This is a genomic window from Ruminococcus sp. AM43-6 (genome assembly GCF_003461785.1).
GTDB classification, from domain to species: Bacteria; Bacillota; Clostridia; order Oscillospirales; family Ruminococcaceae; genus Hominimerdicola; species Hominimerdicola aceti.
This window is the reverse complement of record NZ_QTXU01000037.1, coordinates 1-11963: the sequence shown is the minus strand read 5'-3', so window position 1 is coordinate 11963 and position 11963 is coordinate 1. Positions and strand designations below refer to the sequence as shown.

At 41.6% G+C, this 11963-nt stretch carries 14 protein-coding genes; 12 read left to right on the top strand and 2 right to left on the bottom strand.

Annotated features, from left to right (window positions below):
* The 12 genes from DW938_RS13235 to DW938_RS13180 form a co-directional block, all read left to right on the top strand.
* Positions 1-637: hypothetical protein (locus DW938_RS13235; RefSeq protein ID WP_207660714.1), on the top strand; the 637-nt coding region annotated here is incomplete at its 5' end.
* 12 nt (positions 638-649) lie between these two features.
* Positions 650-2065: a DUF3991 and toprim domain-containing protein gene (locus DW938_RS13230; RefSeq protein ID WP_051706981.1), complete on the top strand. Its 1416-nt coding sequence runs from the start codon at positions 650-652 to the stop codon at positions 2063-2065.
* A gap of 181 nt (positions 2066-2246) precedes the next feature.
* Positions 2247-4001: a type IV secretory system conjugative DNA transfer family protein gene (locus tag DW938_RS13225; RefSeq protein ID WP_347517436.1), complete on the top strand. Its 1755-nt coding sequence runs from the start codon at positions 2247-2249 to the stop codon at positions 3999-4001.
* Positions 4002-4016: 15 nt separating this feature from the next.
* The gene (locus tag DW938_RS13220) at positions 4017-4307 is read left to right on the top strand and encodes a helix-turn-helix domain-containing protein (protein ID WP_041337570.1); all 291 of its coding nucleotides are present in this window, start codon (positions 4017-4019) and stop codon (positions 4305-4307) included.
* The gene (locus DW938_RS13215) at positions 4300-5226 is read left to right on the top strand and encodes a conjugal transfer protein TrbL family protein (RefSeq protein ID WP_051706979.1); all 927 of its coding nucleotides are present in this window, start codon (positions 4300-4302) and stop codon (positions 5224-5226) included. Before DW938_RS13220 ends, DW938_RS13215 begins: the two co-directional genes overlap by 8 nt.
* Positions 5227-5287: 61 nt before the next feature.
* Complete coding sequence (locus DW938_RS13210) at positions 5288-5809, top strand: hypothetical protein (protein ID WP_118125368.1); 522 nt, start codon at positions 5288-5290, stop codon at positions 5807-5809.
* A gap of 56 nt (positions 5810-5865) precedes the next feature.
* Positions 5866-6132 (top strand): hypothetical protein, encoded by a 267-nt coding sequence (locus DW938_RS13205; RefSeq protein WP_041337568.1) that lies wholly within the window; start codon positions 5866-5868, stop codon positions 6130-6132.
* Positions 6133-6714 (top strand): hypothetical protein, encoded by a 582-nt coding sequence (locus DW938_RS13200; protein WP_118125366.1) that lies wholly within the window; start codon positions 6133-6135, stop codon positions 6712-6714.
* Positions 6704-8557 (top strand): DUF87 domain-containing protein, encoded by a 1854-nt coding sequence (locus tag DW938_RS13195; protein ID WP_117923519.1) that lies wholly within the window; start codon positions 6704-6706, stop codon positions 8555-8557. Before DW938_RS13200 ends, DW938_RS13195 begins: the two co-directional genes overlap by 11 nt.
* A 4-nt stretch (positions 8558-8561) precedes the next feature.
* Positions 8562-9542 (top strand): hypothetical protein, encoded by a 981-nt coding sequence (locus DW938_RS13190; protein WP_117923520.1) that lies wholly within the window; start codon positions 8562-8564, stop codon positions 9540-9542.
* A 20-nt stretch (positions 9543-9562) separates the two neighbouring features.
* The gene (locus tag DW938_RS13185; RefSeq protein ID WP_041337565.1) at positions 9563-9799 is read left to right on the top strand and encodes a DUF6103 family protein; all 237 of its coding nucleotides are present in this window, start codon (positions 9563-9565) and stop codon (positions 9797-9799) included.
* A gap of 290 nt (positions 9800-10089) precedes the next feature.
* Positions 10090-10554, top strand: coding sequence for a hypothetical protein (locus tag DW938_RS13180; RefSeq protein ID WP_051706975.1), 465 nt, complete (start codon positions 10090-10092; stop codon positions 10552-10554).
* 6 nt (positions 10555-10560) lie between these two features.
* Here the strand turns inward: DW938_RS13180 and DW938_RS13175 are convergent, their stop codons facing one another.
* Both DW938_RS13175 and DW938_RS13170 read right to left on the bottom strand, forming a co-directional pair.
* Complete coding sequence (locus DW938_RS13175) at positions 10561-11388, bottom strand: hypothetical protein (RefSeq protein ID WP_118125364.1); 828 nt, start codon at positions 11386-11388, stop codon at positions 10561-10563.
* Positions 11385-11963, bottom strand: a 579-nt coding sequence (locus DW938_RS13170; RefSeq protein WP_118125362.1) for a hypothetical protein, incomplete at its 5' end; no start/stop codon positions are given. The genes DW938_RS13170 and DW938_RS13175, both read right to left, overlap by 4 nt.

Genomic DNA, 11963 nt, shown 5'->3' with positions numbered 1-11963 from the left:
GATCCAGAATGCTGTTACGGAAACAACTACTACAACCACAGCCGAGTCCATACACGACTCGGCTGCCTCTTCAGGGGCTGAAAGCAGTTTAGAGGATGAAAAGATAAAGACGGACACCTTTATTGCCGAATTTTTCGATTCCGATATATCCTTTGTGGATACAAGTGAATTGGTAGCGGAAGCTATGAAAGGCTGTTCTTTTGATAATGAAATCGATGATTCAAATGGTGTGCAGAAGATAACGCTTAAAGGCACAAACGGAGGTGGTTCTGTTGAGGTGATGTGTATTGATCTGAGTAAAAGCGGTCTTTCTTACGATATGGAATATATCCTTGAAAATTTAGGGGATCATTACTTCAGGCAGACTGCTGCTCAGATGAACGGTATCACAGCGGACGATTTTGTGTCCGATTACAGAATGACAAGCAGCGTTGTATCAAAGGGAAAATATCAGCGTTATGCGTCAGTCCAGAAAACTGATGGAATGGCGTCGCAGTTTGGATACACTGAGACCTATGCTGTTCTTAGTGAAAACAAGCTGACCGTTGCGTCGGGTGCTTTTCTCAGTTCGGATATGATGGAGAGGCAGAGTTTTTCGCAGCTGATGAGTAAGTTTGCGGAGAATGTCAAGTATTAAGGCGGTGATAAAGTGCCATATATCCCATTTACAGACGAACAAAAAGTCCTTGCCAACAGCGTAGACCTTGAGCAGTTTCTCAGAATGCGAGGAGAAAAGCTTGAACGTGTTGGCAGAGAGCATAAGCTCATTTACTGTGACAGCTCCGGCAGGCACGACAGTATAACTATCCGTGGATCAAAATGGTTCGACCATAAAAATCAGACAGGCGGCGGAGCAATAAAGTTTATGCAGGAGTTTTATGGTATGGACTTTCAGACTGCGGTTCAGGAACTGCTTGGTCGGAGCATATCTCCGCTGTCTAACAGCCCACCGAAAGCGGATAAACAAGAGCAAAAAACAAGAGAATTTAAACTTCCAGAACCGAACAGCGATATGCACAGGGTATACGCCTACCTCATAAAACAGCGGTTTATCTCGGCTGACATCATCACACACTTTGCCAAACAGCATACCCTCTATGAGGATAAAACCCACCACAACGCAGTATTTGTCGGACTTAATGAAAATGGCGAGCCTAAGCAGGCACATAAGCGGTCAACAAACAGCGTTGGAGGTACGTTTCGTATCACTTGCGGCGGTTCTGATACCCGTTACAGCTTTGCACATTTCGGAGAAAATGAACGACTTTATGTATTTGAAGCTCCCATAGATATGCTGAGTTTTCTTACGCTTTATCCGAAAGATTGGCAGAAACACAGCTACATCGCTATGAACGGAGTTTATGAAAATGCTGTTTTGACGGCTTTAAAAAACCATTCTAACCTGTCAGAAGTCATTCTCTGCGTTGATAATGACGAGGGCGGTATCGAGGCTGTTGACCGTTTAAAGGATATTCTAAATGAGAACGGATATTCAAACGTAAAACGCCTTGCGCCTCCGTACAAAGATTGGAACGAGGTACTAAAAGCAAAGAATGGCGTTTATGCTCTTCCTGCTGTCCCTAACCAACATAAAGAAGAATATCATCGTCAGTCGAAAAATTTGCAGTATCTCAAATGCCGTCCGGATAAGCTGACGTCTCAGATCTATGCCACCTTCAAGAACGAACAATACAAATATCTCGCTGAGTATGCGCTGGCTGGCTCGGCATTTTTCATGCCCAAAAGTGAGCGAATTAACAGCGAATGTAAAGCATTTGAAAGGCTCCAACACAAACTCAAGGGTAGTTACAAGCCTTACACCGACAAGGGCAAAAAATCACAGAAACAGAGGAATTTGCAGGAGTGTGTTCAGACAGTGCTAAAGGACTTGCGACAGACCGCCCGTACCCGTGAGCAGTCGGTAAATACGGCAAAATTGCTGTATCAGCTCGCCGACAGCGCTGTAAGACTGTCTGTTGAGGAAACTTTAAATGCTCCTATGCAAGAGAATATTGAATCAGAAGATATAGTTTCAGAACCCGAACCTTGTATGGAATTCAGCTGATCAAGTTTTTTGGTTTTGTAAAGCAAAATTGAGGACATTGTCCTCAAAGAAAAACTTGCAGCAATAGCCGTTTGCGGCTATTGCTATACCCTCCGCCTCACAGCGCAATACCTTGAAGATAACAAACTAACTATCTTATTAAATACAAAAGATAGAATATTCTATGATTGGAAGTGAAAAATTGAATGAAAAACAAATGATTTTAATAGGCGTGCTTGCAGTGATTTTTGTTGCATTTTTAGTAGTTGTAAATCTGCTTGACAACAAGTCGCTTAACGGAATTAAGGCGAAAAAGGTCGGCAACGGACAGCACGGAACTGCAAGGTGGGCGACGAAAACGGAGATAAAGAGAACTTTTATCCCTCTGCCATTCGAGCCTGAACTCTGGCGGCAGGGTAAGAATCTGCCGACTGTACAAGGCACAGTTGTTGGTTGCAGAGGTTCAGGGAAGAAAACCATAGCTCTTGTGGATGACGGAGATGTTCATACTCTTATGATAGGAGCGGCAGGAGTCGGCAAGACTGCATACTTTTTGTATCCGAACATAGAGCTTGCCTGTGCTTCGGGAATGTCATTTATCTCAACTGATACAAAAGGCGACGTTGCACGAAACTACGGAACTATCGCCAAAAAGTATTATGACTACAATGTTTCTGTGCTTGATCTGCGTAACCCTACACGCTCAGACGAAAACAATATCCTGCACCTTGTAAACAAGTATATGGATATTTATCTGTCCGATAAAAACAATCTTTCAGCGAAAGCAAAGGCTGAGAAATATGCTAAGATCACAGCAAAAACAATTATCAATATCGGCGACGGTGACATCCACAACTACGGACAAAACGCTTTTTTCTACGATGCGGCTGAGGGTCTGCTCGCCTCGGTCATACTGCTTTTAGCGGAGTTTGGCGATAAAAATGAACGGCATATCGTTTCCGTTTTCAAGCTTATTCAGGACTTACTTGCTAAGTATCAGCCAGACCCGAAAGCAAAACCTAAAATGTATTTTTCAAAGCTTATGGACAAGCTTCCTAGCGAACACAAAGCAAAATGGCTTGCAGGAGCGGCTCTGAATGCATCTGACCAGTCTATGCTGTCGGTAATGAGTACAGCGTTGTCAAGGCTTAACAGTTTTCTTGATTCTGAACTTGAACAAATGCTGTGCTTTGGAACAGCGATAGACGCTGAGAAGTTCTGCAATGAAAAGTCTGCTATCTTTATCGTTCTTCCCGAAGAAGATACAAGCAAGTACTTTATGGTCAGTCTGCTTATCCAGCAGCTTTACCGTGAGATATTAGTCATTGCAGACGAAAACGGCGGCAAGCTTAAAAACAGAGTTATGTTTTACTGCGACGAGTTTGGAACTTTTCCTAAGATAGAGGGCGCTGAATCTATGTTCTCCGCAGGACGTTCAAGAAAAATATCCATTGTGGCGATAATACAGTCCTTTGCACAGCTTGAACAGAACTACGGAAAACAGGGTATGGAGATAATCACCGACAACACTCAGCTTACTGTATTCGGCGGATTTGCACCAAACAGCCAAAGTGCAGAGGTGCTTTCAAAAGCTTTGGGCGAACAGACTGTATTGAGCGGTTCGGTATCAAACGGCAGGGACAGATCTCAGTCATTGCAGATGATAGGCAGACCGCTTATGACTGTGGACGAACTGAAATCTATGCCGAAAGGACAGTTTATTGTTATGAAAACAGGAACGCACCCGATGATAAGCAAGCTAAAACTGTTCTTCAAATGGGGTATCAAGTTTGAAGAAGAATACAAACTTCCCGATAAGACCGCCCGTGCCGTTTCATACAAAGAGCGTGATGAACTGATAAAAGACGTTGAAGTGAAATATCCGCAGAAGAAAAAAGAGATCACGTTAGAATATGAGGAGCTGACGGCAAAGAAAAAGACAACTGTTAAAACGTAAAGGAGCTGATGCATATTGATATTTCCAAGAAGGATCTACGACTTAGGACTAAGTCACAAGGCGGTGGCTGTGTACTGCTATCTGGCAAACCGTGCGGACAAAAACGGAGAATGTTTTCCCTCTGTACGAAGGATAGCAGAAGATCTGAGCATACACAAAAGCACGGTGTATCGTGCATTTACAGAACTTGAAAACCGTGGATTGTTAGAACGAATACCTCGCTATCATATCCAAGGCGGACGCCGCAGCTCGCTTTACAGAGTAAAGGGCGAGATAACAAAGGCAGGAGGTGGTGCGGATGTTTGAATGGATCTCAGACGCCATTGACTGGATAAGCGACGGTATCTCATCGCTCTGGGACAACACAGTTGGTGCTGCCGCCGATGCGATAAGCGACGCTATTTGGGATATTATGTTTGAATGGATCTTCAATAAGGTGTATGGACTGATAGCGGAACTATTCACATTTATTAATGAGACTGCAACGGATATTTTTGCTCTGTCCTGGGTACAGGTGTTTGTCGGACTGTTTGGCAGTTTTGCGTGGATGCTTTTTGTCTGCGGACTTATCGTAGCTGTGTTCGATACGGCTGTCGCTTATGAATCGGGGCAGGCAAACATCAAGAACACCTGCATAAATGTACTGAAAGGTTTTATGGCAGCAAGTCTTGTGACGGTCGTTCCGCAAAGGCTTTATTCATTCTGCGTCAATATGCAGGGTACCTTTGCAACTGAACTGCTTGGAAATTTCATATCCGGAACGAGCGACACGATGGCGGACACCGGACTTGCGGTCATATTTGCCCTTGCTTCAGATATTTCGCTGTTCAGTCTATTTTTTATGATCTTATTCGGTTACTGCACGGTGAAAGTTGTGTTTGCAAACATCAAGCGTGGCGGCATAATGTTATGCCAGATAGCTGTGGGGAGCTTGTATATGTTCGGAGTTCCGAGGGGCTACACAGACGGATTTTACAGCTGGTGCAAGCAGGTCATAGCAACCTGCCTGACGGCTTTCTTGCAGACAACGATCTTGTATATCGGACTTCTGACTTACACTCAGCACCCATTGCTTGCGGTAGGGATATGTCTGTCGGCTAACGAAGTGCCGAGGATAGCTCAGATGTACGGGCTTGATACCAGCGTTAGAGTCAATATGATGAGTGTTAGTCATACTGTTTCTATGGGGGCTAAGGCGGTGAATATGATCAAGGGAAAAGCTTGATTTTACGTTAAACGTATGATATAATGACATTATTATTTCAAAACAAAAAGTGGTGTACGCTATGTTATTTGTTCAGCAAATTGAAATTGAATACAGAAAAAACGTCAGGTATGCAAATTTTGCACAAGCAAGAAATGCCATAAAGTTCTATCCTGTAAGAATCAATCCTGATGAAATACAACAAAATGTATTGTTTCATTCTGCTTTTTTTTATCAGGATACTAACGGGATGCACAATAGAGGTACAAAAAGTCGGCAGTTTACAGAAAGTCAGCTGTATGATGGAAAATTCAATCGTTCTCCCTTTGGTAAAAAGATAGGGGTGAAACCGATCGGTGATAATCAGTACGAAGTTCATTTTTATGGAGGATTTGATAAAACTGCTTTTGTTTTGAGAAAAGATCAATATGGACGGATTGTTTTTAATGAAAGAAACACCTATTATGACACGGGTGAGTGGTACTATCAGTTTTTCGTTTTCAACATTGTCTGTTGTGAAAAAGATAATTTCAAAGAAAAAATCTTCTTCAATAAGAATCCGGACTATGAATTTAATGGTATGAAATATTTAAGATACTGCTAATACAGTCAAGCTAAAGTTTGGCTGTATTTTTATACCCCAAAGGAGGTTTGATAAAAATGAAAACCTACATCTACCCCGAAAACCTGAGAGCAAACGTAAAGCTGTGGTTCTGGAGCGTTCGGGATTTTATCATAATCTGCGGCGGAATAATTCTGTCGGTTGTGATTCTGGTGAACTTCTGGAACGTCCTGCCCTTTGCTGCGACCGCCTGCTTTGCGTTTCTCTCTCTTCGGGTCGACGAAACTTCGATCATAGACTATATTTTTAACGCTGTGAAGTTTTTTCTGACTTCGCAGCAATTGTATTTATGGAGGAAATTTTAAATGACAAAGAACAAAAACAGCGTTCAGGGTCTTATCTGTCTTGAACGCTTTACTCGTTTCGGTGTAAAGACCGACAAAGTCGAGATCGTTTTTTTCAGTGTAGAACCTACCAATATTTCCGTGCTGTCAGCAGCTAATATCGACGTCAAAATACATCATCTTATGATGTTATTGAGTACCATACCTGACCTAGAAATACTGGCATTGGATTCCTGCGAGTGTTTTGACAGCAACAAAAATCATCTTAGGAAAAGGCTTGAAAAAGAGCAGAACGAATCGGTCAGAAAACTGCTGAAAGCGGACTATGATTTTCTTGACGAGATACAAATTGAGATGTCAACAGCGAGGCAGTTTATGTTTGCTGTGCGTTTCAGACGTGAAAAGGACGAGCAGATATTCAGTACGCTGAATCGTGTGGATAAGGCAATATCGGAGCACGGTTTTGCGGCTAGGAGAATGACTAAGCCTCAGATCAAGCGTATGCTGGCTTTGTACTTCGGGACAAGTATTTCTGGAGAAGATATCCCTGATATTGAGGGAGAAACGGAATTGGATTTGGAGGGAAAAACAGATGAGAAGTAGAAAGCAAAAGAAAAAAGAACTGTCAGAAGAACAGCTTGAGGTCATCGATACAAAGAACTTTTTTGACCGCATTGCACCGGGCATTATACGCTTTTATACAGATCACTACATCTGCGGAAACAGTTTCAGATGCGTCTGGGCTGTGACTGAGTATCCGCCGAGCACAGAAGAAACTGCTATACTTGCTCACCTTGCGGACAGAAACGGCGTTACGCTGAGGATATATGACAGACTTGTTACCGCCGCAGAACAGCGAAAGATCGTGCAGCAGGCAATGAGGAAAAATCATATGATGACGACTGTAAATGATGTGAACGAGAGCATAAAGGCTCAGGATAACATAAATGATGTGGTGGAGCTGATAAGCGAACTACGCAGAAACAAAGAACCGCTACTGCATACGGCTGTGTTTATTGAGTTGAAAGCAAGCTCTGAGGATAAGCTGAAAGAACTGCAGGCCGATGTTCAAATGGAGCTGACACGTTCCAAAATATCTGTTGACCGTTTGCTTTTGCGGCAGAAAGAGGGATTCTTGTCTGTTCATCCTGCGGGCAATAACGTATTCGCAAGTCAGTTTGAACGTGTTCTTCCTGCAAGCTCGGTGGCTGATCTTTATCCCTTGAATTACAGCGGCAAGACCGATGAGAGCGGCTTTTATGTTGGAAGAGATAAGTACGGCACGAATATTCTTGTTGACTTTGACAAGCGAACTGAGGACAAAACAAACTCCAACATTCTTATACTCGGCAACAGCGGTCAGGGCAAGTCTTATCTTATGAAACTGCTGTTGTGCAATCAGCGTGAATCAGGCAAATCTATACTTTGCTTAGACCCTGAACACGAATATGAGGATCTGTGCAATAACCTTGGCGGCACTTACATTGATATGATGTCGGGTGAGTTTATGATAAATCCGCTTGAGCCAAAAGCGTGGTCAGAAAATTCTCGCTTTGGAAATCAAGAAAAGGAAACCGATGACAGCCCTGAAACATTCCGAAAAGTAACCCGTTTAAGTCAGCACATCAGCTATTTGAAAGACTTTTTCAGAGCGTACAAGGATTTTAGTGACGCCGAAGTCGATACGATAGAAATTATGCTGATGAAGCTGTACGCAAGATTCGGTATTGATGACTTCACGGATTTCAGTACGCAGAAAAACGAGGATTATCCGATTATGAGCGATCTATACGAACTCATAGAAAAGGAATTTATGGCATTCGATCACGAGAAGAAACATCTCTATACCGAAGAAATGTTACAGAACATCTGTCTTGGACTGCACAGTATGTGCAAAGGAGCAGAGTCGAAGTACTTCAACGGATGCACCAACATCAAGAACGGCGAGTTTATCTGTTTTGGAGTGAAAGGTCTTATGGACACGAACAAAAGGCTGAAAGATACTCTGTTGTTTAATATTCTGTCGTATATGAGCAATCAGCTTTTAGGGTGCGGAAATACTGTTGCGGCAGTTGATGAGCTGTATTTATTCCTCACTAATATGACGGCGATAGAATATATTCGTAACGGTATGAAACGTGTGCGTAAGAAAGAGTCCTCGTTTATTCTGGCAAGTCAGAATATCGAGGACTTTCTGCTGCCTGAGATAAAGGAGTTCACCAAGCCGCTGTTTTCTATTCCGGCACATCATTTTCTGTTCAATCCCGGTAATATCTCTCCGACTGCATTTATTGATACCCTACAGTTGGAGGAATCGGAGTACAGTCTTATCAAGTATCCTGAAAGAGGAACTTGTCTGTATCGGTGTGGTAATGAGAGGTATCTTTTGCAGGTCATTGCTCCTGCCTACAAGGCGGCACTGTTTGGTTCGGCGGGAGGAAGGTGATGTAATGTCGGCGACAGTTGCGGCGGCTCTTAAAAAGGCAGCCGTATATATTCTTGGTGATGAAAAAAAGCGAGGCAAGCTTGTGACTGTGGTGCTTAGTGCTGCGGTGGGTTTGCTCCTTTTGCTGTGTGCTCCTGCGGTGATGCTTTCTTCTCTTGGGGAGGTCGGCGAGGAAGCTCAAGTGCCTGAACTTCACATTAATGCCGATGATTTTTACAGCTCTCTTGACAGTGAAAGCAGGCAAAGGCTCGATGATATCCGATCAGCAGGTAATGACATTGCAAACGCTATGGACGAAAAGGGTGTCAAGGTTCAGACCATAAAGGCTCAGCTGATATATATGTCTTACTTTGAAGATGTTCAGAATTTTAATGCTGAGTCATACGCAAATTTGTTCGCTAATGCTCCGAATGACAGCGATTTGATTGCGGCGATAAACTCGACTTACAGTTTGGATATTGACTATGATGAGTTTATTCGCACATACACTTTTGTGATGAACAGCACCATAAATGCGTTTATGTTTTCTGATACAAGCACGAAAAACTGTGCTGATCTTGCGGCTTGGGCTGATAATGCTTACATCTCGGGCTGGGGATATATGAATGGTTTTATTGGTGAAAGAAGCGAAACTGACAGGATACGTTATGCGGATAACGCAGGGCTTGTGCTTGGGTATCTAAACTACGATCCTATGGAAAAGGTGTTTGATTCTGCTTACAGCACATTGGTTTATACCGAACAAGGTGGTCTTGATACCATGCCGGAAGTCGCAGGCGTGGGACTGTTCGATGGCAGTAAACACGGGATTTATATCGGCAATAATGAAATGATTTACAGTTCGGAGGCTGTTGGATATATTACAAAAGACTTTGTTTCAAACGGCGGTTGGTCAAGCTGGTGTACCTATGAGGGAGTGGATTATCCGCAGGAGGTGACTGACGCTATTGAAAGTTTGAATGAGGACAGCTCATCAGAAAATTAATTTTATTGGAGTGTGATAGGTTGAAAAAATCAGTTACGGTAAGTGTAAACGAGAAAAAGCTCTCTGCGATAGAGATGTATCTGGAGCAGAAAAACACAACTCTTGCGGCGGAGCTTGAAAAGTATGTGGATCAGCTTTACGGCAAGGTCGTTCCGCAGAATGTGAGAGATTTTATTGATATGATGTCGGACAGAAAGCCTGCGAGAAAGCAGAAGATCACTGCTCCTGCCGAAACGGAAAAGCTGTCCGAGCAGTAACTCGCCACGGTTCGCACCGTGTGCCCTCGTGTGGCGTTTTCAGAGCATGGGTGGGGTAACTTTACCCTAAAGGCAGCTGGGGCGAATTTGGGGCATTTTGTTGCAAAGTTTGAGAATGGCAGGGATCAGATGATTTCGGGTGGGTTTGAGGGAAATTTAATATATTGCAGGTTAAAATTTTGGCGTCAAAGCCGCCAAAATGCTCACAACGGACGAGCAAAGCTCGCCGTGTTTGCGAGAGTTTTGAGAGATCTGAAAAATGGAGTCAGAAAGCGAAGGTTGAGTTTTTTATGGAGTCAAAGAACAGAAGATCAGCAGAAAATAGCGAACGTTCAGGCGTTTGTGATGATGTCAAGGTGAAATTTCCGCTTTATGTTTTCCCAGAGACGATGCAGAAAATTGATATGCTTTATGAGGCTGACAACTGCAAGTCGAAGACGGAGTTTATAGAGAAGGCGATACGTTTTTACTGTGGGTATCTGCTTAACAAGGACAGTGTGGCAGCGGAATATGCCGCTCCTCAGATCACTGCAATAACTGAGGGCATAGTAAAAGGCACGGAGCAGAGGCTGTCCCGTGCCTTATTTAAGGTTGCTGTCGAACTTGGTGCAGTATCACATATGCTTGCGGCGATCAATGATATTGATGATGAAACGATGGTGAAGCTTAGGGCTATGTGTACTGACGAGGTCAGGAAGATAAATGGGGTTATTAATTTTGAAAGGGCGGTGAGGTATCAACGGGCGGACTTATGAATATCATTATAGTTTTATCACAGAATTCGCCAAACGTTTTTCGTTGCCGATTTCTGTAGTATAGTATCGTTGTTCAATTCCGTATATTAATTCTTTTAATTCTTTTTCCGAACCTATGTCAAATGTGTTTTTATCCTCATTTGTTTTAAGATTCTTGCAGTATTTAGAAATGTACTTAACGATTTGTTTCTTTTCTTTCGGATTAAATTTCTTAAGTGTCTCTAATGCCATTGTAATACGTTTTCTATTTGCGGTTTTAACTTCTAAAGTTGAGTATCCACTCGTCAGATTAATAAATGACGAATTGAGGAATTCAGTTGTTTCTTCATCCGTTGCTTCACGATATAGTTCCTCTATACCTTTAAATATTTTCTTTAATTTTGATAGGCTTTGAAAATAAAGTGTGTCATTATTTTTCTGATATATTGCGTCTGGAGTCACATTAATATTAATGCTTTTACTGTTTTCTTCATAAGTAAAATCATCTCCTATATGTATAAATCTACGAGGTTTTAAGTTTGCTTTGCTTATATTTTGAAAATAGAAAATGTCATCTTGTATTGAGCAAAGATAATCAATAGAATCAACTTCAGATTTGCTGAGCTTTTCATAATTAACTGATGAGAAGTCTTCTTTTAGAAGCTCAATACAAAATGTGGTTTTTGAAAATGAAGTAATCATATACCATTCATTTTCTTCATGTAATGTCGATGGCGAATATTCAATTGCGTCATCTAAATTAGATGGAAATGAGTATATATCTTTTCCACTAATCATTTTTTTGTAGGTCGCTGTTCTTTTTCTGTCCTTTACTTTAACGATTAAACACGTCATTTTGTTCCTCCGAATTCTATAAAAGCAGTATCACTAAGTCGCTTAAGATTTTCACTATGCAATTCTTTAGCGTTTCGATATGTTTTTCTCGAAATAATCATTATTTTTGTTCCCTTATCGGTTGTAATGTAATAGTATTTGTATCCAATTAGTAAAAGCATTGGATTAAAAAACTGTGTCTGTGATGCGAATGTAAATATAAATACGATTATGTATATACAAACTAATGTATGACAATTATCAAGTCCAATGCCAATAAAAAAATAACCAAGATAATTTGCAAGGAAGTCATTATTTACTTCATCAATGTTTTCACAATTAGATACATTATCACTAGAACAGCCAGCCTTTGTGATAATAATCCAAAAAGCAATCAAGATGAAAGGCATAGCAATTAAGCAAACATCTGTAAGAAAAATTGATTGGTTCAGAAAGTTCCATTTTTGATCTATTCCATATATGATTACTATCCATATGGTTGATATAAGAGTAAAAAATAACTTGTGTATGATTTTTATCATAGAGAAAAACTCCTTTATATTGAGATTAATAAATGATAACTCTTTATTATCAAC